23 protein-coding genes are annotated in these 26,426 nt (G+C 32.0%); 6 read left to right on the top strand and 17 right to left on the bottom strand.

All coding sequences use genetic code 11. The features are described from left to right. Positions 1-171: 171 nt before the first annotated feature. The 4 genes from IM744_RS07625 to IM744_RS07610 all read right to left on the bottom strand — a co-directional run bounded on the left by IM744_RS07625 (position 172) and on the right by IM744_RS07610 (position 5,953). Positions 172-936 (bottom strand): NYN domain-containing protein, encoded by a 765-nt coding sequence (locus IM744_RS07625; RefSeq protein WP_194507534.1) that lies wholly within the window; start codon positions 934-936, stop codon positions 172-174. 421 nt (positions 937-1,357) lie between these two features. Continuing rightward, positions 1,358-2,704, bottom strand: a complete 1,347-nt coding sequence (locus IM744_RS07620) for a T9SS type A sorting domain-containing protein (RefSeq protein ID WP_194507533.1) — start codon at positions 2,702-2,704, stop codon at positions 1,358-1,360. Positions 2,705-3,152: 448 nt separating this feature from the next. Continuing rightward, positions 3,153-4,730, bottom strand: coding sequence for a T9SS type A sorting domain-containing protein (locus IM744_RS07615; RefSeq protein ID WP_194507532.1), 1,578 nt, complete (start codon positions 4,728-4,730; stop codon positions 3,153-3,155). Between the two features lie 1,076 nt (positions 4,731-5,806). Continuing rightward, positions 5,807-5,953, bottom strand: coding sequence for a hypothetical protein (locus IM744_RS07610; RefSeq protein ID WP_194507531.1), 147 nt, complete (start codon positions 5,951-5,953; stop codon positions 5,807-5,809). Between the two features lie 547 nt (positions 5,954-6,500). On the opposite strand from IM744_RS07610, the gene IM744_RS07605 reads away from it, so the two are divergent. After that, the gene (locus tag IM744_RS07605; RefSeq protein ID WP_194507530.1) at positions 6,501-9,827 is read left to right on the top strand and encodes a LamG-like jellyroll fold domain-containing protein; all 3,327 of its coding nucleotides are present in this window, start codon (positions 6,501-6,503) and stop codon (positions 9,825-9,827) included. A 104-nt stretch (positions 9,828-9,931) separates the two neighbouring features. Here IM744_RS07605 and hisS read toward each other — a convergent pair whose 3' ends face one another. Next, positions 9,932-11,569: a histidine--tRNA ligase gene (gene hisS / locus IM744_RS07600; protein ID WP_194507529.1), complete on the bottom strand. Its 1,638-nt coding sequence runs from the start codon at positions 11,567-11,569 to the stop codon at positions 9,932-9,934. A 204-nt stretch (positions 11,570-11,773) separates the two neighbouring features. On the opposite strand from hisS, the gene IM744_RS07595 reads away from it, so the two are divergent. Further along, complete coding sequence (locus tag IM744_RS07595) at positions 11,774-13,012, top strand: ABC transporter permease (protein WP_194507528.1); 1,239 nt, start codon at positions 11,774-11,776, stop codon at positions 13,010-13,012. Beyond that, positions 13,005-13,919, top strand: coding sequence for an AraC family transcriptional regulator (locus IM744_RS07590; protein WP_194507527.1), 915 nt, complete (start codon positions 13,005-13,007; stop codon positions 13,917-13,919). Before IM744_RS07595 ends, IM744_RS07590 begins: the two co-directional genes overlap by 8 nt. A gap of 47 nt (positions 13,920-13,966) precedes the next feature. Here IM744_RS07590 and IM744_RS07585 read toward each other — a convergent pair whose 3' ends face one another. The 5 genes from IM744_RS07585 to rpsF form a co-directional block, all read right to left on the bottom strand. Further along, a complete protein-coding gene (locus tag IM744_RS07585; RefSeq protein ID WP_194507526.1) occupies positions 13,967-14,125 on the bottom strand; it encodes a hypothetical protein in 159 nt (52 codons plus the stop codon). Positions 14,126-14,136: 11 nt separating this feature from the next. Next, a complete protein-coding gene (locus IM744_RS07580) occupies positions 14,137-14,610 on the bottom strand; it encodes a DUF6495 family protein (protein WP_194507525.1) in 474 nt (157 codons plus the stop codon). 142 nt (positions 14,611-14,752) lie between these two features. Beyond that, positions 14,753-15,202 carry a 50S ribosomal protein L9 gene (gene rplI / locus IM744_RS07575; protein ID WP_194507524.1) on the bottom strand — a complete coding sequence of 150 codons (450 nt, stop codon included), beginning with the start codon at positions 15,200-15,202 and terminating at the stop codon, positions 14,753-14,755. Between the two features lie 13 nt (positions 15,203-15,215). Further along, complete coding sequence (gene rpsR / locus IM744_RS07570; RefSeq protein ID WP_028873640.1) at positions 15,216-15,512, bottom strand: 30S ribosomal protein S18; 297 nt, start codon at positions 15,510-15,512, stop codon at positions 15,216-15,218. A 2-nt stretch (positions 15,513-15,514) separates the two neighbouring features. Continuing rightward, positions 15,515-15,853, bottom strand: coding sequence for a 30S ribosomal protein S6 (gene rpsF / locus IM744_RS07565; RefSeq protein WP_194507523.1), 339 nt, complete (start codon positions 15,851-15,853; stop codon positions 15,515-15,517). Between the two features lie 198 nt (positions 15,854-16,051). Between rpsF and IM744_RS07560 the strand changes: the two genes are divergently transcribed. Next, positions 16,052-16,747 carry a LytR/AlgR family response regulator transcription factor gene (locus tag IM744_RS07560; RefSeq protein ID WP_091424288.1) on the top strand — a complete coding sequence of 232 codons (696 nt, stop codon included), beginning with the start codon at positions 16,052-16,054 and terminating at the stop codon, positions 16,745-16,747. Positions 16,748-16,923: 176 nt separating this feature from the next. Here the strand turns inward: IM744_RS07560 and IM744_RS07555 are convergent, their stop codons facing one another. The 6 genes from IM744_RS07555 to IM744_RS07530 all read right to left on the bottom strand — a co-directional run bounded on the left by IM744_RS07555 (position 16,924) and on the right by IM744_RS07530 (position 22,970). Beyond that, positions 16,924-17,232, bottom strand: coding sequence for a hypothetical protein (locus IM744_RS07555; protein ID WP_194507522.1), 309 nt, complete (start codon positions 17,230-17,232; stop codon positions 16,924-16,926). A gap of 84 nt (positions 17,233-17,316) precedes the next feature. Further along, entirely contained in the window at positions 17,317-19,770 is a 2,454-nt protein-coding gene (priA, locus tag IM744_RS07550) for a replication restart helicase PriA (protein ID WP_194507521.1), read from the bottom strand. 79 nt (positions 19,771-19,849) lie between these two features. Further along, a complete protein-coding gene (locus IM744_RS07545; protein ID WP_194507520.1) occupies positions 19,850-20,383 on the bottom strand; it encodes a DUF6252 family protein in 534 nt (177 codons plus the stop codon). Between the two features lie 18 nt (positions 20,384-20,401). After that, the gene (locus IM744_RS07540) at positions 20,402-21,283 is read right to left on the bottom strand and encodes a tetratricopeptide repeat protein (RefSeq protein WP_194507519.1); all 882 of its coding nucleotides are present in this window, start codon (positions 21,281-21,283) and stop codon (positions 20,402-20,404) included. 12 nt (positions 21,284-21,295) lie between these two features. Then, positions 21,296-21,742 carry a hypothetical protein gene (locus IM744_RS07535; protein ID WP_194507518.1) on the bottom strand — a complete coding sequence of 149 codons (447 nt, stop codon included), beginning with the start codon at positions 21,740-21,742 and terminating at the stop codon, positions 21,296-21,298. An 88-nt stretch (positions 21,743-21,830) separates the two neighbouring features. Next, positions 21,831-22,970 (bottom strand): T9SS type A sorting domain-containing protein, encoded by a 1,140-nt coding sequence (locus tag IM744_RS07530; protein WP_194507517.1) that lies wholly within the window; start codon positions 22,968-22,970, stop codon positions 21,831-21,833. A 193-nt stretch (positions 22,971-23,163) separates the two neighbouring features. On the opposite strand from IM744_RS07530, the gene IM744_RS07525 reads away from it, so the two are divergent. Together IM744_RS07525 and IM744_RS07520 are read left to right on the top strand one after the other, a co-directional pair. Beyond that, the gene (locus IM744_RS07525) at positions 23,164-24,915 is read left to right on the top strand and encodes a tetratricopeptide repeat-containing sensor histidine kinase (RefSeq protein ID WP_194507516.1); all 1,752 of its coding nucleotides are present in this window, start codon (positions 23,164-23,166) and stop codon (positions 24,913-24,915) included. Further along, positions 24,916-25,650, top strand: a complete 735-nt coding sequence (locus IM744_RS07520; protein WP_194507515.1) for a LytR/AlgR family response regulator transcription factor — start codon at positions 24,916-24,918, stop codon at positions 25,648-25,650. Here IM744_RS07520 and IM744_RS07515 read toward each other — a convergent pair. Then, the gene (locus IM744_RS07515) at positions 25,647-26,342 is read right to left on the bottom strand and encodes a hypothetical protein (protein WP_194507514.1); all 696 of its coding nucleotides are present in this window, start codon (positions 26,340-26,342) and stop codon (positions 25,647-25,649) included. The two genes, IM744_RS07520 and IM744_RS07515, sit on opposite strands and share 4 nt — an antisense overlap. Between the last annotated feature and the right edge of the window lie 84 nt (positions 26,343-26,426).

Here is a 26,426-nt window from a genome sequence, read left to right as displayed (position 1 = left end):
TTTAATATGTTTGTAATAATAATGTTAAGTATAACTTTAATTTTAACCATATAAACAGGAAAACCTTGTACAGTATGTATAGGTCTTTTTTTATACATTAAAATCATCTATTTAATTGTACTTTTTTTTAAGATTGCTTGTACTTAGAAGTAACAATATAACTACCTCAACTCACTTCTTTTTAGCTTTAGACTTATCCTCCTTCAGCTTTACATAAATAAGTTTCATGCGACCTCTTGCGTCTTCACGTCTTTCAATTTCAAAAACAGGAATAGAATTAATTAAAGGTGTTAATTTCTGAAAACCATAATTTCTAGAATCAAAATTAGGTTGCTTCTTTTGGAGTAAGCTTCCAACATCTCCCAAAAATGCCCAACCATCATCATCTGCAACATCATCTATTGTAGATGCTATAAATCGAATCTCCTTTTGTGTTATATTATCATAATTATTTTTAGACGCAGATGATTTTGCTGAAGTTGTTGACGTTGGTTCTTCTTCTGTTAGATTTTTAAGAATCTCTATATAAATAAATTTATCACAAGCCACAATAAATGGATTTGGTGTTTTCTTTTCGCCAATACCATACACTTTCATTCCTGCTTCACGTAAACGAGTTGCCAAACGAGTAAAATCACTATCACTAGACACTAAACAGAAACCATCTACTTTTTCAGAATACAAAATATCCATAGCATCAATAATCATAGCCGAGTCTGTAGCATTTTTACCAGTAGTATAACCATATTGCTGAATAGGTGTAATAGCATTTTCCAACAATAAATTTTTCCATTTGTTCAAATTTGGTTTAGTCCAATCACCATAAATACGCTTTATAGTTGGGTTGCCATATTTAGCAATCTCCTCCATCATTTCTTTTACATAAGCAGACGGTATGTTATCGCCATCAATAAGCACTGCTAATTTAATATCCATATTTTCATATCTTGTTTAATTACATATAAAGGTAATTCTTTAATACAAAAAACCACTTCAAATGAAGTGGTTTTAATATAGGTGAGCTATTATTTACGACTTGCTTTTTTAGCCAGTTTTGCAGCTTTCTTTTCTTTTGGAGATAAAGTTGCCTCTTTTTTTACGTTTTTCTTTGAATCTTGTGATTTTGCCATAATATTTCCTTTTAAGATTTTGCTTTTAAATTATAGTTTAAATGTAGTGAAAAATTGTCATTCCTGTTTATAACGATTTCAGATTAATAACAGATTTTATTAATTATCAAAACACCTCTTATCTAATTTAGTCAAGTTCTTTTATAGCGTTAAAAAACCTTTAATAAAATAAAAAAAGAGCAACGACTTGTCATTGCTCTTTTTCAAATACTAATCTTAGTCTTTTTTTATTGTTTTAGAATTCTAAAATTATGTTCTCCTTCTTCAGTAATCAATTTTACAATATAAGCTCCAGCAGTAAGCCTTGATAAGTCTAATTGTAAAGTAGATGAAGAGGTGTTTTTTGCATATACTTCTTGCCCTATAAGATTATATACTTTCACTGCACTTAATATTAATTTGTACTCAACATTTAAAACATCTTTTGTTGGTATTGGATATACCGATAAGGCATTAACCTCAAATGAATTTACACTTAAAGCTGCTCCCACCTCTAAAGTAAAGTCTAGAGCTTGGCCATAGCCTGCAAACGGTCCATAACCGAAAGGATTAAACTCAATAGCACATGGGTTCACAACTGCTGGAGAGTCTGGATCTTGATATGTTTTGGTAAGTCTAATTCGTGTTGTTCCCAAAACAGCGTCAAGAGGCACAGTAATATCTAGAGTTACAGAAATACCATCGCTTCCTGTAGATCCTGTAATGGTTCCTATAGCATAGATTTCGCCAGTATCATCTAAAATGTCGTTTTGGTTCCAATCTATAAATGCCACAATATCATTGTCAAAAGCATTTCCATTCATATCTTTTGTGTTTCCAGATACTTCAAGCGTATATGTTTCATCTTGAGCTACTGCTACAACAGTTGCTGTTTCATCTATTAAAACAGATGTTACATCTGTATTTGAAATACTGGTTCCAGCAAAATCAACAGTTGTAATTTCTTCAACAGTAACGTCTAAAGGATTAGCGATTTCACAATACGGAAGTGGAAAAACTGGCACAGCTTCTACTTCTAAAGTAAAGTCTAAAGCTTGGCCATAACCTGCAAAAGGTCCATAACCGAAAGGATTAAACTCAATAGCACAAGGGTTCACAACTGCGGGAGAGTCTGGATCTTGATATGTTTTGGTAAGTCTAATTCGTGTTGTACCCAAAACAGCGTCTAGAGGTACAGTAATATTTAGAGTTACTGAGATACCATCGCTTCCTGTAGATCCTGTAATGGTTCCTATAGCATAGATTTCGCCAGTATCATCTAAAATGTCGTTCTGGTTCCAATCTATAAATGCCACAATATCATTGTCAAAAGCATTTCCATTCATGTCTTTTGTGTTTCCAGATACTTCAAGCGTATAGATTTCATCTTGTGTTACAGCGACAACTGTAGCAGTTTCATCAACTAAAACAGCAGCTGTATCTGCATTTAAAATATTTGTTCCTGCAAAATTAACAGTGGTAATTTCTTCTACAGTAACGTCTCCAGGATTTGCGATTTCACAATACGGAAGTGGAAAATCCTGGGCTTGCACACCAAAAGAGAATAATGCAATTGCGAGTGTAATTTTTTTCATAAATTTTTGAGTTTTGATTGAAAATTAAAGTTATAAAATAAAACTCGCAAAATTTCAATTTGATGGTTTTTAACAGTTTTGAATTCAGCCTCAGTTAAGACATTCGTTTAATATTGTTGTGTTTATTTCTGTAGAAATGATACTTCGGAAATTTTAACTACTGAAACTTTAGCTTTTTTTTTATTAGCTATGAGCGCAATGAAGCTTGTACAGTTTAGAATGTTTTATATTTCCGTAGAAAGAAAAATTACAAGAGAAAATTAATGTTTAAGCTCCTTTTTGTAATTACAGTATTAAAACTCTAAATAAAAGATTTGTGAAGACTCATTAAAAATAAAAAGCCTTCGATGTATGATACCGAAGGCTTTAATTTATTGTTTAGAACAAAATTTAGTCTAAAATCAAATTGTATGGTGATTAGTATACAATTTTAAAATTGATTGATTTTTTATTGAAGAATCACTTTTGTAGTTCGCTCTTGCTCTTCATTTTTTAATTTCACAACGTAGATTCCGCTACTTAAGTTATTTGTTTCAATTGTATTAGAATTTGAGCCTTGTTTTAGTGATGTTGTTGATATTAAACGTCCTTGAATGTCATAAATTGACACCTTTGAATCTGCTAAAAGTAAACCTTTAATATAAACCGTTTGCTCACTGGCGATGATTTGCAGGTTTTCTTTATTTAATTCATTAATAGAGAGTGTTTGTGATCCAATTCTAAGATAAAAACGTCCTGCACCGTCAATAGAAGTATTGGGTGTAAAACTATAATCACTTGTATTTAATAACGTAAATGTGTTTGTAAGATTATCTTCTAAATACACATCATACTCATCTGACAATGTTGTTGTTTCAATACTAAATGTAACTTGCTGTCCTTGATTAGCTTTTAAACCTAAAGGGATAACGATATCATTTAAGCTAATAAAACCAAGACTTTGTATTGACATATTACGTCCAAGATTATTATCTACTAATTGAGAGTACAAAACCAAATTGCTACTGACACCATCAAAAAGTGCTGCATCATATCCTGGATCTAAACCTAGAGTAGAATTTTCATTGAAATAAATTTCTGTAGCATACGCTTTTGAATTATTTTCAACTTTTAATCGTAACATTTCATTTTGGCTGGATTCTCTACCTAAAATAAAATCGTCTGTACCTACAATAGTTCTCATGGCAGATGTAAAACTTATTTGACCAGTAGCATTACTAGGATTGTTTGCTACGATAAACCCTTGACCAGGAGCAATATTTACACTGCTATTGGTTAAGTTGTTAATAACTGTAAAATTTCCAAAAGAACCAGCACCTTCAACTACATTAGTTCCACTGTTGTAACCGTAAATTGCGGTTGCATTTGGATCTAATACAGCTGAGTTTTGAGATAAAAACTGAAGAGAATTAATATATGTTGGATAAGGATTTCCTACTGCATTCCATGAATTAGTATTAGTGGAAATATCTACAGTTTCTGTTACTCTAGATACCTTACCTGTAAATCGTACAGTTTGTCCCGTATAACTTGCAGCTCTGTAACCAACACCTCTTTTAAGTTCTACATCAGCATCATTGGCTGTATTATAATTGATATAATTTTGAGTCGTATTGCTGTAAGGTCCAAAAGCATAAAGCGTTGGCAATGAAGGTGCATTTGGAATGACCACAGAATTAGCGTCTGTACCATCTGTGTAACTTAAAAAGTTACTAACAGTAACAATCCCAGCTTCTTTTATAGGCATAGAAATCAAATCGTTACCTCCATTTTGACCAGAAGAACCGATGACATCTACGTAACGATCGTAATTAACGACGAGCGAAGGATCCAAATCCTCATCAAGAAATAATGTGGAAAAGCTATCAGACGTTGATTTTAAATTGATTTGATCAGCAGAAACAGTGGTCGCTGATGATACATACACTGATGTACCTGCACTAACGTGCATCGTTTTTGTTAGATCTTGGGCATTGGTAGTTATTCCAAAAACCATCGCTAACAAAGTAGGATAAATAATTTTCATATTGTTAAGATTTGGGTACTGCAAGTAACGCATTAATTATTAACTATCAGTGATTTAATTTATAAAACCGATAAATGACAGTCACTTTATCTGGGTTAAAACAGCTGTATTTGTAAGAAAATTCAGCAACACATGTTAAGATTGCATCATGAAACTAGTCTTGAATAGACTGTAATATTGAACATAAATTTCTAATTATTTAGATAGCAATATCTCTTAAAATCTATAAAAACCAGGAACAAATTCAACTTGAGAACTAAAAAAAACTTAAAAATTGTTTAGATGAATTTAAGTTTCTACAAGCCTGAATAAAAAATGATGTGAAGCTTAATATTGTAATAAAAATATTACAATATTAAATTAATCATTTGCTTTATTTTCTTACAAAAATTTACCTTATTTCGTTTAAATATGTAATTTGAACCTAAATAAGGCTTTCAATGAGGATTAATTATCAAATTTATTTAAAATACTTGACCGTTTAAAAGTCTTTTTATAAAGGCATTTATATTTTTTTTAAAAATCTATTGGATTACTATTTACTGAAGTGGCAATTTTTATTTTTGAACTAACCTTAATTCACCATTGCACTTTTTCCCGAACCTATTCTATAACAGCGTTCTTCAACAAGTTACAGCAGATTTCCATATTTATCTGATCAAATGCCACCCAACACATCTTTGGTAATGCATTTGTATAAAACAACACCCTTGTAAGTTTGAGTATTATCGCATTTATAATTAAAGCTTATCACCAAGGTATTATCTTTAAAAAATCTGTGCCAAATTGCTCTTGATTATTATTTATAAGCTAACTAGCGTGTATTCTGTTGTTCTCGTCTAGAGTTAACTCTAACATTCCTTTGTAAGTAATACCTTGTTCATCTCGGTTCTTTCATATGATGCTAAAATGATCAACTAGTTCATTAATGTTCATCATTATACAATCTAATTCATGGGAAACTAGTTGTTATTTAATCTTCTAAATAAAAAAAAGGAATATGCATTTTCAAAATAAATTAGAATTAAACACTCAACGACATTCGTAATCTTTCTAAAAGCTTAAAACGTTCTCATTTATATAAACAAAAACAAATCTTCATCTTTAGAAAATGATTTAGAAATTAACGTTCTCGATTGCGTATTATGATTCTTTTGGATCTTTTGCGACTGCTCAAATCTAAATTGCTGTAGTCTGTTTTTTATTTCATGTAATGATTTCATAGCACATATTTTTTATTGATATTAAAGATACGTAAATAGTCCTCAATTGGAGGTTGCCATAATGCTAAAATTAATCTTAAAATCAAAGACTTAGCATCCCCTTAACCATGAGCTAAAACTTTGATAACTTTGAGTGATTTGGCTGATGATTTTCCCCTAATACACTTCATTACTGAATAACCATTATATTGTTGCAAACAAAATTTGTAGCTGCTGTAATTCTACCTAAACATTAATCTACCTCAAATAAATAATCCCAGATTTAAATAATCAATTTTGTCTTGAATCTTTATAGCTTAAGTTGATTACGGTTTTTCAATTAATCAACAACCAAAACATGCACCCTTCGAAATTTTAAAATCTCTTATATCAATCACAAAATAGTAATATAATTTATTTTTAGTAAATAAATTCCTACAAATATATTATGAAATTTCAAAAAAAATGCATTTCATCGGAATTTATTTACTCTTTATAGTGTTTTTTGAAATTAATTTATATATTTACAACCCCAAACTATTTGATAAAATCATTACACCCCAAATTAATGAGAAAAATCACCTACTTATTTGTACTACTCTTGGTAGTCAATCATCTTATATTTTCACAAGAAAATGTTGAGACCATTACTAATACCATATTTGATACTTCTATATCTAATATTTTAGATGACACTTTTGATTATAAAGATTCTCAAGGAACAATTATTTGGGACTCTAATTCAGACTCCGACTACAATCATAATATCAATGGTATTGGTAGAGATGATGCTTTACTAATTAACCAAAAGCAATCTAAAAATCAAAAGATAGTAACTGATGCTATTGGACCAATTAGCGGGTTTTTATCTATAGAATTAACAAACACTCTTGATAACACGACATTAAAGCAATCGAGTAATACATCAAATTTTAATGATAGAGCATTTCTAGTTTGGGGACATAATAACACTGATATTAACTTAACGTCTTCAACAGTTAATGTAAATTTGAGTGCTGGCATCTCTCCTTCTCTAACAACAAATGTGTCTTTTACAGCCATGCAACGTGTTTGGAAAGTAAAAGAAACTGGTGGTAATATACCTAAAGTAAAAGTGAGTATACCTCAAAGCACCATTAGAAATGCATCACCTCTTGGAAATTACTACATGTTTATTTCTAAAACCGATAAATTTGATGCTACTTCAAATTATAGAGCTATGTCTCTTGATGAAAACGGTAATCTACAAACAGATTATGATTTTGACGGAACTGAGTACATCACATTTGCTTTTGCTAACGAAGAAAACTTTGAACGTTCCATTTATTTTAATGGCCTAGAAAGTTATATAGATATGGAAGATGCTTTAAATCTAAATGCTTCCGGTTTTACAATTTCAGCATGGACAAAAAGAGAAAACACGAACTGTTCTATTATTTCTAAAAGAGATGAATCTTACTCTCAAGGCTATGATTTTAAAATATTAAACAACAATCGTTTAGAGCTCTCTTGGAAAAACGGTAACACACAAACTATAACAGGTAACACAGAAATTCCAGATAACGAGTGGCATCATGTTGCTGCTATCTATGATGGTACAACTGTAAAATTATATATTGATGGAGTTGAAGATGCTTCAGGCAACAGAACACCTCCTACAAACAATAGTGAATCATTTTTTATTGCTGCTGCAGGTAATATCACGCCTCAAAATCATTTTAAAGGACATATAGATGAAGTAAGGATTTGGGAAACAGCGCTTACGCCTCATCAGTTACGTTTTTTAATGAATCAGGAAATTGAAGAAAACATCTCATTTGTAGCTGGTAAAAAATTACCAACAACTATTACTAAAAATGATGTTGCTGCAATTCCTTGGGAATTATTAGCTGGATATTACCCAATGACAACATACACCTATTTAAATACTGAAGATGCATCTGGTAATGATCATCAAGGTGAATTAAAATTCTTAGATACTGTAGATAATCAAACTGCACCTTTACCTTATGAGACTGAAACAAATGGTGATTGGACAGAAGAAACAACATGGAAAAATCATACGATACAAACCTTACCAAATGCGTTATCTATTGTTGATGGTACAACACCAATCAATTGGAATATCGTTAAAATTAATCATGACGTTACCATTGATACAGAAACCGTTTTAGGTAGAAATAGACAGGTTCTAGGATTATATATTGGAGATGATGCCCAATTAACTGTAGATGGAAACCATACAGATACTGCTGCAGGAAATAGCTTAACAGTATCTCATTACTTAAAACTTGATGGTAAAATTGACCTTGAAGGACAATCGCAACTTATACAAAATACAGGTAGTGATTTAGATCCATCTTCATCTGGTTCGCTTGAAAAAGATCAACAAGGCAGTGCAGATAACTATACCTACAATTATTGGTCCTCACCTGTTGGTAAAATGAATCTTACAACAAATAATAATTCATACTCGGTTACAGATGTGATGTATGATGGCGAAAACCCAGTCAACTTTATTAGCTCAGGCTATGATGGAGCAGATGGCTCAACAATAAGCATTGCAGATTATTGGATTTGGAAATTTGCTAATCATCCCGACTATGATTTCTCTGCATGGCAACATGTGAGAAAAAACGGTTCTATTTTTACAGGTGAAGGGTTTACGATGAAAGGTCCTGGATCTGGTACAATTATAGATCAACAAAATTATGTATTCTTAGGAAAACCAAATAATGGAGATATCAACTTAACACTTAATGCTGGACATGATTATCTGGTTGGTAACCCATACCCTTCTGCAATTAATGCAAATACATTTATTAGAGATAATGGACCAAACAATGAAACGACTAACGGAAGCCCTTTAATTAGCGGAACTCTATATTACTGGGAACATTGGGGAGGCGGAAGTCATAATGCATCAAATTACCAAGGTGGCTATGCTACTTACAACTTTTCTGGTGGTGTTGCTGCTCCTTCTCATGGATCAACTGACCCAAATATAGGTACAGGTGGAGCTCCATCAAGAGTTCCAGGTAAATACATTCCGGTGAGTCAAGGTTTCTTTGTTATAGGTGAATCTTCAGGTGCTATTAATTTTAATAATGGTCAACGAGAATTTAAAATGGAGAAAACTACAGGTGCAGACAGCTCTGTATTTGTAAGAACTAACGACGCTTCAACAAGTGCTAATGATGATAATGAAGCTATAGATGAACGTATGAAATTTAGAATTGGATTCAACTCTTCTAATGTCATTCACAGACAATTACTACTAACAATTGACGAAGCAACCACTACGGGTTTTGATTGGGCTTACGATGCAGAAATCTACGATAACCAAATGGATGACTTGTTTTGGATGATTGATGATGAGAAATACACAATTCAAGGAAGTAACGAAGTAAATCCCGATAGTGTGTATCCTTTAGGAATCAAATCTAATAGCAGCGGACTTAACACGATCAGAATAGATGAATTAGAAAATGTACCAAACACCATTGGAGTTTTTGTTCATGATTTAGAAAATAACACCTACCATAATCTTAGAGCAGGAGATTTTCAATTCACCTTGCAAGCTGGCACCTATTTAGATAGGTTTGAGTTAACATTTAGTTATATAAATGCACTAAACGTTGATGAAACAAAGCTAAATACAATTGATGTTTTCTATAATTTAAATACCCAAAGCATTGCCTTATATAACCCTAATTTTGTTGATGTGAAGTCTATTGAGTTGTATAGCATCATCGGACAAGAAATCACAAAAATCAATGACATTTCAGAATTAGACTATTCTGAATACTTAGTTAAGAACCTTAGCGCTGGAACTTACATTCTTAAGATAAATACTTTAAGCGGTTTGCTATCTAAGAAAGTTCTAGTCAAGTAAAATAGATTCCCAAATCTAACAAAATCTTAACTAAAAAAAGCCTCAATCCTTAATTGGAAAGAGGCTTTTTAATTTTAAATGTTTTTATTTTTTCTTCGGAAATTTTATTTCACTTCAGCAATTAGCTGTTCTAAAGAAAGCTCTTGCTGATCTCCAGTATTCATATTCTTTAATGTGAATGTATGATTCGCCATTTCAGTTTCACCCAATAAAATCACATACGGAATGTTACGCTTATTTGCATAATTAAACTGCTTGATTGTTTTTTTATTATCAGGAAACAACTCTGCACTTACTCCAGCTTCTCTCAAAGCTTTAATCGCTTTCATGCTTGCCATAGCTTCGGCTTCTCCAAAATTAATGAAGAGTACTTTTACCGTATTGGTGATCGTTTCAGGAAACAATCCTAAATCTTCAAGCACCAATGCAATTCGGTCAAGACCAAAACTAATCCCAACTCCACTCATGTCTTTGAGTCCGAAAATTCCAGTCAAATCATCATAACGACCTCCTCCACCAATAGATCCCATTTTTACACCTTCTGGAGCAGCAACTTCAAAAATTGCACCTGTGTAATAATTGAGTCCGCGAGCAAGCGTTACATCCAATTGCAATGTTGCAGTTTTTAAACCTAAAGTTGCAATCCCTTTATTTATAAATTCTAATTCTTCAATTCCTTTTTTTCCTTCTTCGGAAGTATTAAGAATCGTTTTTAATTCTTCTATTTGATTTCCAAAATCACCCTTTAAAGTAAACAACGGTTGAAGCTTTGCAATACCCTCTTCGGAAATTCCTTTACTACGCATTTCGTCTTTTACCTTCTCCTCTCCTATTTTATCCAACTTATCTAAAGCCACCGTAAAATCAATGAGTTTATCTTGAGCTCCAATAACTTCAGCAATACCAGAAAGAATTTTACGGTTATTGATTTTTATGGTAACACCATCTAGTTTTAAAGCCGAAAAAACTGCATCATACAATTGTATAAATTCTACTTCTTGCCATAAAGAATCACTCCCAACAACATCTGCATCACATTGAAAAAATTCTCTAAAACGACCTTTTTGTGGACGATCTGCTCTCCAAACGGGTTGAATTTGATAACGTTTAAATGGAAAGTCAATTTCGTTTTGGTGTTGTACAACGTATCTTGCGAATGGTACTGTTAAGTCGTAACGCAAGGCTTTCTCTGAAATACTAGAAGTTATTTTATTCGAGTTTAAGGAATACGTTTCTAAATATTCATTATAAAAAGCCAAGAATGCATCTTGTTTAACACTTTCCTTTCCTACAGAATTTAGTTCTTCATAATTAAAAAAGTCCTTTTCAAATAATGTAAAAGTCTTTTTTAGTATGTCTTTAAAAGCTTCATCCTCTTTTTCAAAATAAGCATTTATAGATTCAATAAGAACTTCTTCGAAATTCATATCTTCATTTATTGAGCGTAAAATTTTATCATAAACTCCGAAAAAATTAGATACACGAACAGCTGTTTTTACATCATTCTTTCTTAAATCTTTAAAATAATCTCCACTATTCAAAATCTTAAAAATCAAGCGATCACCTTCTTCTCCATATTTACCCATCAAGGTGTCTGAGTTTTCAAAACTAGGTGTTTCTATAGGTTGAAATCCGAAAATCTCAAACTTCGACCTTATTGTATTAAAAATATAGTTTCGCTTTGCGACTTCTTGCGGATTAAAATCTCTTGTTCCTTTTGGGATGCTTGGTTTTTGTGCCATATTCATTTCTCACTAAAGTGAGAATCTCTATTTAGTCTGTCTTATAAAATTTCCGAAGAAAATAAAATAGACATATTGTTAATCTTAATTCTTCACAAAAATATTATAATTTTTATAGGCAAGCAGAAGATAATTGAATTTTATGGTAACTTTATAGTTGTTTTGTAGTCTTATTATAAAACGCAACCAACATTAAAGATCTTTATGTTTTCATTAGTTAGAGAAAATATCCGTATTGCCTTTGATTCTATTAGAAGTCAATTGCTTCGTACCATACTTACCATTTTAATTATTGCTATAGGAATTACTGCATTAGTAGGTATTTTAAGTGCTGTTTCTGCGCTAGAGAATACGATTTCCAGTGATTTTTCCTCAATGGGAGCAAATACTTTTAATATACAACGTTATGATTTTACGTCGCAACGACGTTCTAATGATGATCAAAAGATAAATCCTGTTATCAACTACAGACAAGTAAAAACTTTTGAGGAAGATTATAATTTTCCGTTTACCAGCACATCACTTTCATTTCAAGGTACACGAACTGCAGAAGTGAAATATGAAAATGAGAAAACAGATCCTGAAGTTCAGGTTTTTGGTGTTAATGAGAATTTTATCCCAAATTCTGGATTGGAAGTTGCTTCTGGTCGTGCATTAAATTATTTTGATGTAAAAAACAACAATAGTGTTTGCGTGATTGGTAGTGATTTACAAAAAGCATTATTAGCAGATGTGAACCCAATAAACCAAACCATTAGTATTAGAGGCGCAAAATTTAAAGTGATTGGTGTGCTTAAAGAAAAAGGTTCTACGTTTGGTAACAATCAAGATTTAAGAGTCTTAATGCCACTTCAAAAGGCAAGAACGATTTATACAAATGCAAACATAAATTATAGTTTGAGTGTAAAAACAGACAAAAAAGACATGCTTGAAGGTGCTCAAGATGAAGCCATCGTTTTGTTTAGAAATATTAGAGGTTTGAATCCTATTGAAGAAAACAACTTTGGTATTGAGAGTAGTGATGACCTCATTAATAGAATTGGTTCTATTACAGGTTACCTATCAACTGCTGCATGGTTTATAAGTATTATCACCATTTTTGGTTCTACCATTGCGTTATTTAATATGATGCTGGTTTCGGTTTCTGAACGCACACGAGAAATTGGTGTACGTAAAGCCTTAGGTGCTAAAAGTGGAACAATTGCGTTTCAGTTTTTTATTGAAACCATTATTATTGGACAGTTTGGAGGTATTCTTGGTATTATTCTAGGGATTCTTTTAGGTTACGGATTTGCAGCTATTGTAGATTTTAATTTTGTGATCCCTTGGAGCGCTATGATTGCTGCCAGTATTATTACATTTATTGTTGCTGTTGTTTCTGGTTCTTATCCTGCTATTAAAGCTGCGAAACTGGATCCTGTGGAGTCTTTGAGACATGAGTAAAATTCAGAAACTCTCCAAACATCACATCCAAAGTATAAACAAAGCCTTAAACTATATTGAACAACATTTAGAAAGTGATTTATCGTTAGATGACGTTTCAAAAATTGCGCACTATTCGCCATTTCATTTCCATCGTATTTTTAGAGCGTTCACTAATGAAACACTCAATCAATACATTGTTAGAAAACGTGTAGAAAAAGCATCTGCTGTTTTACTTCGGAAGAAAGACGTTACTATTTCAGAATTATCATTGCAGTTTGGATTTACAAGTAACTCATCATTTACAAGAGCTTTTAAGAACTTTTATGGTTTGAGTCCGAGTGATTTCCGAAGAAAAAGCAAAGGAACATATAGCAAGATTCGTCAAACGAAAAGCAAGATTGGACAAGCATCAACCCATTTTGAAGCGTATGTTTGTGACAGCAATCAAAATACAAGACACATGCAATCACATATTGAAGTTAAACTTATAGACGAAATTCATACTGTTGGCACATCTTGTATTGGTGTGCAAAATTTATCATCTACATTTCAGAATGTTTTAGAATGGGCTGGTCCAAAAGGTTTACTTCGCAAGCCAGACTTTAAAATGGCAACCATTTATTATGATAGTTTTAAAATTACTGCACCAGATAAAGTAAGAATGCAAGCTTGTTTATTAATTGATGAACCTTTGAAACCTGATGGAGATCTATCTTTAGTAACGATCAACAAAGGGAAACATATTATTGCGCATCACGAAATTAATATGGGAGAGTTTGAGCGTGTTTGGACTGAGCTTTTCATGTGGATGAACACGAATGGTTACAAAATGCGAAATGAACCACCTTTTGAAATCTACCATAATGATTTCAACACACATCCTGAGAAAAAATGTATTGCAGACTTGTATGTTCCAATAACTTAGAAATAGTCACTTAGACTCTAAATCTCTAACAACAGAAGAGCTTTAACCTATTTAGAAGAGCTTTTTAGTCGTCCAGTTACTAACAAACCAATTCCTGCTCCTATTAAAAGGCCAGAAATAAAATCGGTCATGTCGTTTTCAAGAGTTAACATCAAAATAACTCCTGCTATAAATAATACAAATCCAATTATACGTATTTTGTTCATCGTCTTAAATTTTATTTTCCTACTAAGTTCTCAAAATAATTGTACAAATCGCCTTTAGTGATATTAGCACCTTCCTGGATCAATTTAAATTTATCTTTTCCTTTATCATCAGAATATTCTTTTACAGCTGTAAACATTTCAACATCATCAGACATTAAATTGCTTTGAAACCAAGCATAACCTTCTTTAGTAGTAATATCTATCTCTGTATTTTTAATTTTAAGCGCTATTAATCGCATCTGCTTTTCTGCACAATGAAATAAATGCATTTGTTGTGGAGAGATATGTTCTAAATAATTCACTTTAGACAACACACCTTGCCATATTAAATCACTAAATACGTCTAATTCTTGTTCTGCAACTTCAGGTTTATTAGCTTTTAGATCCTTCCACTCCTCTGCTGTGATGGTTTGAGTTGCTAAAAAGTTGATGAATTCTTGGTGTAATTCTTCAAACTGCTCTTTTGTAAGTCTTGAATATTTCATTTGGTGTTATTATTTTCAAATGGACAAATGGTTACCGTAAACGGGTTCATCAGAAATCTATATTTTTAAATAAGAAGTCATTAAATTTTATAAAAAAGCCTCAACTAAAAAGTTGAGGCTTTAAATATGATGTATTTGAGAATTAAGCTTGTGCTATAACTTCAAATTGTAAATCAACTGATACTGCTCTGTGTAATCTTACAACAGAATCGTATTTACCTAAACGTTTTACAGATCCACCAGCAATAGTGATAAATTTCTTATCAATATCATGTCCAGCTTTTTGTAATTCGCTAGCTAAGTCAATATTATTTACAGATCCAAATAATTTATCTCCAGTTCCAACTTTAGAAGAAATCTTAATTTCTAATTCTTTGATGGCATCTGCAGTTTTTTGGGCTGCTTCTATTATTGTCTTCTCTTTATAAGCTCTTTGCTTCAATGTTTCTGCTAATACTTTCTTAGCAGATGACGTTGCCATTACAGCATGTCCATTAGGAATTAAAAAGTTTCTACCATAACCGTTCTTAACAGATACAATATCGTCTTTAAATCCTAAATTATCAACGTCTTGTTTTAATATAAGTTCCATAGTTATTGGTATTTTATTTTAATAAATCTGCTACGTAAGGCATCAACGCTAAGTGACGCGCTCTTTTTACTGCTACAGATACTTTTCTTTGATACTTTAAAGATGTTCCAGTTAAACGTCTTGGTAAAATTTTACCTTGTTCGTTTACGAAACCTAATAACCAATCTGCATCTTTGTAATCAACATACTTGATTCCAGATTTCTTAAAACGACAATATTTCTTCGTTTTGCTTGTATCAATATTTAACGGAGTAAGATATCTTATCTCTCCATCTTTTTTTCCTTTTGCTTGTTGTTCTATTGAAGACATAATTACGCTTTTTGTTTATCTCTGACTCTTCTTCTTTCTGCCCAAGCAATCGCATGCTTGTCTAAAGCTACTGTTAAGTAACGCATAAAACGCTCATCACGTCTAAACTCTACTTCTAATGGAGTAATGTGTTCTCCATCTACAGTATACTCGAATAAGTGGTAAAATCCACTTTTTTTGTTTTGAATTGGGTAAGCTAATTTTTTTAAGCCCCAATTTTCTTTGGCTACCATCTTCGCTCCTCTAGAAACAAGAAATTCTTCGTATTTCTGTACTGTTTCCTTTATCTGATCGTCAGATAAAACGGGATTTAAGATGAAAACAGTTTCATAATGATTCATAAAAATCTATTTTTTGTGTTAAAATGAGTGCAAAAATAACCATTATTTCTAAGTCTGACAACGTTTTTATACATAAAATTTTAGACTTATTTGATATCTTAAAATTTTGTTAAAACAAACAGTTTACCGATGTTTTTTGGTTTTTAACCGAATTTTTCGTACTATTGTCGATATCTTAACCTAAAATATAATAATGTTATGACTTTAAACTGTGTAGTAGTTGATGATTCTGCGATTCAACGGTTATCCATTGTAAAGTTAATTGAGAATCATAGCTCACTTAACCTTATAGCAGAATACAGTAGCGCATTAGAGACCAAGAACGGACTCAATACTCATAAAGTAGATTTAATCTTCTTAGATATTGAGATGCCTGTACTTAACGGTTTCGAGCTGCTTGACGTACTCAACAACAAACCCCAAATTATTTTCGTTACAGGTAAAACTGAATACGCATTTAAAGCTTTTAACTATGATGCAACCGATTATCTACAAAAACCTATAACTAGAGAGCGATTTAACCAATCTGTAGAAAAAGCATTAGAGCAACATAAATTAAAGCTAGATTTCAATGAAACTGATGGCGAGCATATTTTTGTCAAAAGTAACTTGAAAAAACGTAAAGTTTACATAAAAGATATAAAATGGATTGAAGCCCTTGGTGATTACGTAAAATTAGTGACCGAAGAAAACAGCTTAGTCGTTTTATCTACTATGAAAGCTTTTGAACAAGAATTACCAGAAGGTAAATTTTTAAGAATTCACAAATCATATATCGTAAACCTGGATAAGGTTGATAGATTTAATAGTAAAAACGTAGAAGTTGGCGCTTATGAAATACCATTGAGTAGAAATAAGAAAACTCAACTTGTAGATGCATTAAATAATATTTAAGAATGAAATAAAATTACTTTTCAATATTATTTGCACTAATTAACCAACAAACATTTAACTCCAAAATCCCACCATCTTGTGGGATTTTGTTGTTTTTAGGTTCTTCGGAAATGGGCTGTGGAGAAAATTCGTCTTCTAATTCACAAAATCTATGTTCATAGCAGACGTTAAAAACACTATATATATTGCCAAATCGGAATAAAAGTCAAAACCATTAAGATTGCTGAAAGTAGTATTCCAACGAGTCCAATCCTATTTTTAAGTTGTACAGATTTTACTCCTAAAGCCATTGCAATTACTGCAATCAAAAGTGTAATGACTTTATTTAGTTTTCCAATAATAAAAATATTTGGAGCAAGTTCATTTTCAGTTTTTAAATCATTGTATAGTTCTAGTTCATATAATTCTGCAAGTTCAAAATTGAGATATATAACAAATCCAATTCCAAATAGAGCAAATAGAATTGATTTTATCGCGTATTTCATTTTTATATTTTTACTATTGTAATGAGATCCCGTTTTTCAAAGGGATTAGTTCGATTACGAAATTTATATCAAATTTCTATCTCACTAATAATTATCCACATTCAAAATCACACGAATAGGTCTAAAATCTTTCACACTCAAAAAGCTAGTATTAATTTTCATAATTGCTTCTTTGGTTCTACCTAATGATTGTTTCTGCGGAATTTTAACCAAAATATGTTTCAAATACTGATTTCGAATTCTTGCCACTGGCGGAAACTCTGGTCCCAACACATATTGCCCAAAAACGGTTCGCAATGATTTTGCATACCAGTCTGCTCCTACATCAACTTTTTGATATTCCTTATGTTTCAAAGTAATTTTTATCATTCTAAATACTGGTGGATATTTAAACGCATGTCGTTCTGAAAGTTGTTCCTCAAACATTTCAAAATAACTGTTTGTAGACACTTGCTGCAATATTTTATGATACGGATTGTAAGTTTGAATCAAAACCTTACCACGCTCTTTAGTACGTCCTGCTCTACCAGAAACTTGAGTCATCAATTGATAACTGCGTTCGTGTGCTCTAAAGTCTGGAAAGTTGAGCATATTATCTGCATTCATAATCCCAACGAGCTTTACGTTTCTAAAATCTAAACCTTTGGTTAGCATTTGCGTACCAACCAAAATATCAATTTCTCCTTGCTCTAAAGCAGTAATAATTTTCTCATAACCATATTTTCCTCGTGTGGTATCTAAATCCATACGACCTACTTTATGATCTGGAAACAATAACTTTGCCTCCTGCTCTACTTGCTCTGTCCCAAAACCTTTGCTGTCGAGTTCTACACTACCACAAGCGTCACAAGTTTTTGGCATGACCGAATTATAACCACAATAATGACAACGCAACTGACCTCTATATTGATGATAAGTTAAACTCACATCACAATTAGGACATTGAGGAGCATGACCACAAGAATTACATTCTATAATTGGAGAAAAACCTCTTCTATTCTGAAATAGGATCACTTGAAACCCTTGCTCCAACGTTTCTTTTATTTCCTCAATTAAGCGGTCACTAAAATGACCTTGCATGCGTTTTCGCTTTTGCTTGTCTTTTATATCAATTAACTCAATATCTGGCATCATTACATCATTATAACGATGGTTGAGTTCTACCAAACCATATTTACCTTGTTGCGCATTATAATAACTTTCTAAACTTGGTGTTGCAGATCCTAAAAGGGTTTTACTTCGGAAAATATTAGCCAACACAATAGCTGTATCTCGTGCATGATATCTTGGAGCAGGATCAAACTGTTTGTATGACGATTCATGTTCTTCATCAACGATAATTAATCCGAGGTTTTTAAATGGTAACAATACCGAAGAACGCGCTCCTAAAACCACTTGCGCTTTAGGCAAATTGTTCAGCACATTATTCCAAACCTCAACACGCTCATGAGCCGAATATTTACTATGAAAAACCGCGACTTGCTCTCCAAAATAATTTTGCAAACGCTCTACTAGTTGTGTGGTTAACGCAATTTCTGGAAGCAAATACAAGACTTGCTTCTTTGCTTTTAATTGATCTTCAATAAGCTTGACGTAGATTTCTGTTTTACCAGAAGACGTCACACCATGAAGCAAGGTTATATTTTGACTTTCAAAAGTTTTAGATATTTCAGCTAAAGCTTTTTCTTGATGCTCGTTTAATCTTTTTGAGTCTTCATTATCATCTCCATCATATTGAACACGATCCATTTGGATGTGGTATTCTTCAAGAATTCCTTTATCAATTAAAGTTTTTATAATTGATGATGATGCTCCACTGGTTTCAGATAAATCTGAAACTTTTACAGGTTTTTTTGTTTGTGCTGAAATTGAAAACAACGTCATAATAACGTCTCTTTGTTTTGGAGCTCTGCTTAATTCTTCTATTAAGTCTTTCAGGCCATTTTCCGAAGAAAACTTTGATGCTATTTTAACGTATCTAATTAATTTTGGTTTGTACTTTTCGTAAATTTCTTCTTGAACAGAAATGACATTTTTCTCCAATAATCTTTTGATTACTGGTAGTACATTTTTCTTATCCAAAATAGACATCATATCCTGAATCTTCAAAGACGATTGATGATGTAAAGCTTCATAAATTACAAACTCATCATCTTTTAAATCCTCATCATTGATGACTACACTTTCGTTTTTACTCACTACAGTTTCGCTCTCTAAAATAAAAGGACTCGGTAAAGCTGCTCTCATCACATCGCCAAGCGTACACATGTAATACTTAGACATCCAATGCCAATGCTGTAATTGTTGTGTGGTTACGATTGGTGTTTCATCTAATATTTGATGAATGTCCTTAGCTTCATAAACTTGAGGAGCGTTATTGTGAATTTCTAAGACTAAAGCTGTGTAGATTTTAGACTTTCCGAAGGGAACAGACACACGAATTCCTGGTTGCAGAAAATCTGCTTCTGCCTTGGTTATCGCATAGGTGAAGCTTTTTTCTAGAGGAATTGGTAATATGACGTTGATGAAGTGACCCATTGCTCAAAGGTAATAGGTTTAAATAAAAAAACCATCTTAAATTATAAGATGGTTTTCATTTTAGTTGGTTATAATTAGTTTAATTCTGAATGCTATATTCTATATTATTAAAAATACCATTGGTAACTGCGTAAGTGATATCATCATTATCATCATCTATTGCAACAAAATTAAATTCTCCAGAAATCGTTTGATTCACTTTATCTATTGCTGTTATTTTGACATAAGCATTCCCATCAGACTCTCCTCCATTTTCAAATCCTGCAGTGCTTTCACTAAAATATGATCCAGCAACAACTTCATTTTCATTGGTTGCTGTGAGTTCATAACCAACAACAACTGAGTCAAAATCTAGTCCACTAAAAACGATACCAATTGATCTTGGGTTTTCTGTTCCATTATATTCTGCTCCTGCGAGACCAATTATGAAATTAAAATCTGTGATGACCAAATACGCTGATGTTGCATCAGGAATATTAACAGTTGTGAAATTTGTCCCGTTCACATTTGCGGTTATATAAGATCCATTTGGATCATTATCATCCAAAATTGAATCATCGCTTCCACAAGCAAACATTGATGTTAGGACTAAAAGAATAATTAGTTTTTTCATTTTACTTTTTTCTTATAATCAATTATCTATTTTAAATAATTTCTTGAGGGATGATGTATCAGATTTCTTTTTGGACTGTGTTTTCTCAGTCGTTGTTTTCTTATTCTCTGTTCTTGTTGTTCTACCTCTAGTTGTTTCACGTGCTCCTCTACCCTCTTTTTTAACAGCTGCTGAGCCAATTTTACCATCAACTAATTTTGGAATATTAGCAATGGTTCCTCCATTATTTTTATCTGCAATAGCTCGCAAAATGGCAACTGGAGAATCCTGAACCCCAAAATAAGCTAGATCGTATAATGCTATGGCTTGAGCATAATTTTTATTCTCCTCATGAACCAACGCCATTAAAAGTAATTCGTGCCTTCTAGACATCATATTTTCTTTATTGGGATTGGCTTCATAACAACTTTTTAGATCTGCTTCTGCCTTATCAAAATTGCCCAAATTATAATGTAACTGCGCTCTACTAAAATAGGAATACGTATTTGGAGACATTGCCACAAGTTGGTTTTGAGCTTCCAAATCGCTTTCTTTTGCTCGCTCTCTCAAAATAAGTTTCTTGCTTAATTTCTCGCTTTCTAAATGTTCAAAATAAGCTTTGCAAGTGTAGACCAATTGAGATTGCATGGTTAAAATCAAATCTCTTCGCGCAATTTGACCTAAAAGATATTTTTTATTGACATCTTCTTCTACAATTTGCGCATCAATTTGAGTTGCGTATTTTGGTAAAGTTTCTATAAAGCATGCTTTATAAGCATTTTCTGTGAGCTTTCGTTTTTGACTCTCTAGTGTGAGACAGTCACATATATCTGCTCTAAATGCTGACTTATGGGATTGACTAGTTGCTACATTTCCGAAGAAAATAATACTCAATATCACTAAGGTATTTTTGATATTCATCGTACAACTGTTTTAATTTTGATCGTCTTCATCTTCTTCTTTAGTGCCAGCAAAATACATTTTCACTGTTTTCATACAGTATTTCAATGCTTTTTTAGATTTATTGAGATTTATTGTTGCCTTACCTTTAATCATAATATTATGATTTCCACTTGACATATCATCTGCTACGGTTGGTAACACTTGCCACAAGCTATCAATATCTTGTTCTGCTCGCTCTAATAATTCGTTCTCAATATCTGCAGGTACCTCAACACCAGCTCGTGTCAAACTATCATACACAAATACTTTATGATATAATTCAAATGAATTATTTACAAACTGATCTACACTTTCAATTTTTGATATTCGCTTTGGTGGTTTTAATCGTTTCTTTTGTGAAAAACCACAGAGCGGAATTAAAAATATAACGACTATTACTACGGAAATGTGCTGTTGTAATCTATGTATTGCTTTCATGAGGAATGGATTAATAGTTATATAAAATCAGATCACGTTATAGACCTAATAATTGAATGTTGCTTTCATGAGTTGTGATTGTTGAAATTTATTGTTTTATAATTCTCTTTATTATTAGAGTATTATCATCTAAAATCTTCAAAATATAAACTCCAGAATTCAACATAGAAACATCAATTGTGATCAAATTGCTCGACCAATTTTGATTGTAAACTCGCTTTCCGTTGATGTCAATGATTTCTATCGTTCCATTAAATTCTGAAGGTGTTTTGATAGTCAGTTGATTTAGAACTGGATTGGGATATATGGAAAATTCTTCAGCTAAATCGTCGTTAACATTGAGCGTAGCACAATTTGGATAGATTCTTCGATCTCTTGTTGTGTTGAGCCAATTTCCGAAGAAATACGTTTGATCAATAACTTCTACTGGGTAACCTTGACTGTTATTAGTATAGAATTCTCTATCTGTTTGCTCGTAAGTTGATATCGTTGTACTCCAGTCAGAACTTAAAGATTCTATTAAAAAATCATTGCCATCATAAGTAAACTCTTCGATATCATTATTAATCCATTGGTTGTTCTCCCAATCTTCGGAAATTTTAGAATCCACCAAATTGCTAGAATCATAAACAAAAGTGACTCGAGAATTGGTTATCCAAATAGAATTAGTATCGTCCCAAGTGCTATTTACAATGGTATCTATTTGAGGAAACGTCGTATACGTATAATCATTTTTCTCTCTATTTACCAATATACTTGAGTTTACATTCCTTTCTTGATAAAGGGCTTCTATTAATAAATCATTGCTGTTATACGTATTTTGAATGGTCTCGTTGATTTGCCAATCATTATTTTCCCAGATATAGATTTCAACTAAGGTTAGGTTATTTCCTGTGTATGAAAAATCTGAACGCTGACCATTCTCCCAAATTTGAAGATCTGTATTCCAAAGCTCATTAGTGCTTGTTGTTATTTGAGAATTTGCGTTATAACTAATATTTAGTTGTGCGCTATTGACAAACATATTAGTAGAAAAATCTAAAGTTTGTAGCAATACATATATTGGCAAACATTCTGAATTAAATGTATAATCTACAGTTGAAATATGCATCCAATCATTATCAAACCAAACATCTGTTTCCCAAGTCTCAGGAACTGGAGGTGCTTGTTGTTGGGCACTCAAAATACCTGCAAACAAAAAAAATACAAAGTAGATTTTAGAATTCATGACACAGCATTTATATTTAAGATGATTAAATAACCTTCTTTTTTACACAAAAACCCATAACAAACTTATTAACGTTGACTTTAAGCGTATTAACGTGACTTTTGTAGCTTATTTATGACATTTATTTGCTACTTTTAAGCAGCTATTATTTATTACCACTTTTATGAAAAAATTACTACCAACCATTTTTTTCATGATATCACTATATTGTTTTTCTCAAAACAAGATCATTGATTCTCTTGAAAACGTCATTAATAACTATAAAAGTGAAGACACCACCTATGTAGATTTAAGAACAAAATTCGTTGCTAGAAAGATGTTTTTAACTCCTACAGATTCTACTTGGATGGATTACAACCTTAAAACTTTAGACGTCTCTAAAAAACTCAACTATGATAAAGGAATGGCTCTCGCATATAATAGTATTGGGATTATTGAACACTATTTTAATTCTGACCCACTAACAGCTTTAGATCATTATCAGGATGCTTATGCGATTATTGAGAAGAACCCAAAACTTAAAAAATATGCGGTTGGAGTTCTCACTAATATCGGACTTATAAATTACGAACAGCAAGAATATGACAAAGCGCTAAAAACCTTTAAAACACTACTGGATTATCCGCAATACAGAACCAATACTTTTTTTAATATTGGTAATATTTATGGACATCAGCAAAAGTTAGATTCATCAATATATTACTACAAAGAAGCCATTTTAGAAGCAAAAAAAGACAATAGCGTTTTGCACATTGCTAATATTAAAAGTAACCTAGGACTTGTACAAACTAATGCTGGTTATTTAGAAGATGGATTGGCTAACACAAACGAAAGTTTAAATCTTGTTGAAGAACACAAACTTGAAGTCTTGAAAGTCTCTGCATACGTTAATGCTGCAGAAGTTTATTTAGCTAACAACGCTATTGATAAAGCAGAACATTACGCAACTAACGCTTTACAACTCAACGAAGCGCTTAACAATATGGCAACAAAAAACACAGCACTTGCCACTTTAGCTAATGTCTATGAGCGAAAAGGCAACTATGAAAAAGCCCTAAAAGCGTTTAAAGAACATGTAGTATTAAAAGACAGTGTCATTAATGCAGATCGAAAACTAGAAATCTCAAGAAAAGAAATTCAATACGAAGCAGATAAAGATCGTGCCATTGCTCAAGTAGAAATTGAACGTCAAAAATCTATTAAAAACACCTCTATTCTTGGAGGCAGCGGACTTATATTAGCGTCATTAATTGGTTTTGTGTTATACCGAAGAAAGCAAGATGCAGTTGCAAAAACTAAAGAAGCAGAGTTTAACGCCAAGGTGTCTGACACTGAACTTAAAGCTTTACGCTCGCAAATGAATCCGCATTTTATATTTAACTCCTTGAATTCTATTGGTGATTATATTCTGAAAAACGACACACAATCTGCAAGCGATTATTTAGGAAAGTTTGCAAAATTGATGCGTTTGACTTTAGAAAATTCTGAAAAAAGCGATATTCTTTTATCTGAAGACATTTCTCTCTTAAAAACCTATTTAGATATTGAGCGTAAACGATTTGAAAACAAATTTGACTATACCATTGAAATTGATGACGCTTTAGACCCAGAGAATATCATGATTCCGCCAATGATTCTTCAACCTTTTCTTGAGAATAGTATTATTCATGGATTATCACAATCTAATCACAAAGGACAGATTGTAATCGCTTTTAAAGAGCTTAATGATATGATTATTTGTAGTGTTGACGATAATGGTGTTGGACGAGAAAAAACAGATGCTGTTATATCTTCGGAAAACAGAAAACCCATGGGAATGACTATTACAAAAAGTAGAATTGATATTATTAATAAAAGAAAAAACACCAAAGGCGACGTGAAAATTATTGATAAATCACAAGGTACTCGTATTGAAGTTTCTCTTCCAATCCAACTCGCATACTAGATGATAAAAACAATACTTGTAGATGATGAGCAACATTGCATCACACGATTACTAGATTTAATTGCGAGACATCCAAACACATTTCATGTCGTTGCGACTTGTAATACTGTTGAAGAAGCACTTGATGTTGTCCCAAAACTGCAACCAGATTTGGTGTTTTTAGATATTAAAATTCATAAAAAAACAGGCTTTGATTTTTTAAGAGAAATTAATGATGTCAATTTCAAAGTTATTTTTACTACTGCATTTGATAATTTTGCGATTAAAGCTTTTAAGTTTAGTGCTTTTGATTACTTGTTAAAACCAATTGACAGCGATGATTTTAGTGATTCTATTACGCGATTAAAAAGCGAATTATCTCAAGGTTCTATTAAAAATCAAATTCAGAATTTATTTAATAATTTAAAACCTGAGCAGAATAAAATAATTACAATTCCGTCATTAACAGGTTTTGAAACGCTTAAAGTAGAAGACATTATTCATTTAGAAGCAGATACGAGTATCACTCATATATTTACAAAAGACAAAAAAACGGTAGTTTCTAAACCTATTAAATTCTATGAAGATTTACTGGACGACACTATCTTTTTTAAAACGCATAAATCACATTTAATTAACCTCAAGCACGTTAAAAAATATTATAAAGGAAAACAGAGTTATGTGGTGATGACAAATAATGCACAAGTTCCTATTTCCGTTAGGAAAAAAGATGAGTTTTTGAGGCGATTTGATTAGTGGAATGGTTTGATTATACTATTTAATCTCGACAATATGGTTTCAAATTTAATAACATCATCTTTATTAATAAGTCTAAGCGATTTTATGAATAGATTATCATCTTTCAACTCAATTTCGAGACCTTTAAATGTTACGAGAATATCGATTATTCTTTTAACTTGGAGTATTTGATAGGACTTTTTAAAAGTAAAACATTCATAATTATCAAACTTTAATTCGTCATCATTTCTAAACTTATCAAAAAAGGCTTCTGCCTTAGTTTTCTCTCTAAAATAGTAGTGTCCTTTGATCGTATCGATTTTTAGCCATAACATCAATTGTGGCTGCGTGAGTATATGCGACACATTAGTTTCTGGAGCTGGAGAAAAGATAAAACCGTATTCAAAACTATATAAATTAGAGAATGTCCAATCATCATAATGAGATAAGGTAATGGCACTTTCTAAAATATCAAAATCTTCATTCTCAAAGTAATCAAGTTTTAAATAATTCGTATTTGATCTTAAATGATTTAATGCTCTTACAACAATTTGTTCGTCTTCATATGGTAATTTATTAATCTCTTCCTCTGTAATTTCTCTAAATTGATTGTCGTGGGATAACCAAATCCCAGATTCTGCCTGTTCTAATGTAAGTTTTACTCCAGTCTCTGGATCTATAATAAATTCATCAGCGAGACTTTGTTTCATTCGCTCTTCTTGTTCCTTTTCTGATTTAGGCGTATAAGACAATAGCAAGTATAAAAACCAACAACCGGCAATGATGAGTGTAAT

The sequence above is a fragment of the Psychroserpens luteus genome (genome assembly GCF_015319355.1).
GTDB lineage: Bacteria > Bacteroidota > Bacteroidia > Flavobacteriales > Flavobacteriaceae > Psychroserpens > Psychroserpens luteus.
The sequence above is the reverse complement of the archived record's forward strand: the minus strand, read 5'-3'. Positions and strand labels throughout refer to the sequence as shown.

Bases quoted from the DNA above. Each gene is read 5' to 3' on its own strand.
- IM744_RS07515 (WP_194507514.1), bottom strand. From the start codon at position 26,342: ATGAAACAAAGTCTCGCTGATGAATTTATTATAGATCCAGAGACTGGA.
- IM744_RS07555 (WP_194507522.1), bottom strand. From the start codon at position 17,232: ATGAAATACGCGATAAAATCAATTCTATTTGCTCTATTTGGAATTGGA.
- rpsF (WP_194507523.1), bottom strand. From the start codon at position 15,853: ATGAATCATTATGAAACTGTTTTCATCTTAAATCCCGTTTTATCTGAC.
- IM744_RS07615 (WP_194507532.1), bottom strand. From the start codon at position 4,730: ATGAAAATTATTTATCCTACTTTGTTAGCGATGGTTTTTGGAATAACT.
- IM744_RS07530 (WP_194507517.1), bottom strand. From the start codon at position 22,970: ATGAATTCTAAAATCTACTTTGTATTTTTTTTGTTTGCAGGTATTTTG.
- rplI (WP_194507524.1), bottom strand. From the start codon at position 15,202: ATGGAACTTATATTAAAACAAGACGTTGATAATTTAGGATTTAAAGAC.
- IM744_RS07545 (WP_194507520.1), bottom strand. From the start codon at position 20,383: ATGAAAAAACTAATTATTCTTTTAGTCCTAACATCAATGTTTGCTTGT.
- IM744_RS07560 (WP_091424288.1), top strand. From the start codon at position 16,052: ATGACTTTAAACTGTGTAGTAGTTGATGATTCTGCGATTCAACGGTTA.
- IM744_RS07585 (WP_194507526.1), bottom strand. From the start codon at position 14,125: ATGAACAAAATACGTATAATTGGATTTGTATTATTTATAGCAGGAGTT.
- IM744_RS07610 (WP_194507531.1), bottom strand. From the start codon at position 5,953: ATGAAATCATTACATGAAATAAAAAACAGACTACAGCAATTTAGATTT.
- IM744_RS07625 (WP_194507534.1), bottom strand. From the start codon at position 936: ATGGATATTAAATTAGCAGTGCTTATTGATGGCGATAACATACCGTCT.
- IM744_RS07540 (WP_194507519.1), bottom strand. From the start codon at position 21,283: ATGAATATCAAAAATACCTTAGTGATATTGAGTATTATTTTCTTCGGA.
- IM744_RS07590 (WP_194507527.1), top strand. From the start codon at position 13,005: ATGAGTAAAATTCAGAAACTCTCCAAACATCACATCCAAAGTATAAAC.
- IM744_RS07525 (WP_194507516.1), top strand. From the start codon at position 23,164: ATGATATCACTATATTGTTTTTCTCAAAACAAGATCATTGATTCTCTT.
- rpsR (WP_028873640.1), bottom strand. From the start codon at position 15,512: ATGTCTTCAATAGAACAACAAGCAAAAGGAAAAAAAGATGGAGAGATA.
- IM744_RS07605 (WP_194507530.1), top strand. From the start codon at position 6,501: ATGAGAAAAATCACCTACTTATTTGTACTACTCTTGGTAGTCAATCAT.
- IM744_RS07535 (WP_194507518.1), bottom strand. From the start codon at position 21,742: ATGAAAGCAATACATAGATTACAACAGCACATTTCCGTAGTAATAGTC.
- IM744_RS07520 (WP_194507515.1), top strand. From the start codon at position 24,916: ATGATAAAAACAATACTTGTAGATGATGAGCAACATTGCATCACACGA.
- IM744_RS07580 (WP_194507525.1), bottom strand. From the start codon at position 14,610: ATGAAATATTCAAGACTTACAAAAGAGCAGTTTGAAGAATTACACCAA.
- priA (WP_194507521.1), bottom strand. From the start codon at position 19,770: ATGGGTCACTTCATCAACGTCATATTACCAATTCCTCTAGAAAAAAGC.
- IM744_RS07620 (WP_194507533.1), bottom strand. From the start codon at position 2,704: ATGAAAAAAATTACACTCGCAATTGCATTATTCTCTTTTGGTGTGCAA.
- IM744_RS07595 (WP_194507528.1), top strand. From the start codon at position 11,774: ATGTTTTCATTAGTTAGAGAAAATATCCGTATTGCCTTTGATTCTATT.
- hisS (WP_194507529.1), bottom strand. From the start codon at position 11,569: ATGGCACAAAAACCAAGCATCCCAAAAGGAACAAGAGATTTTAATCCG.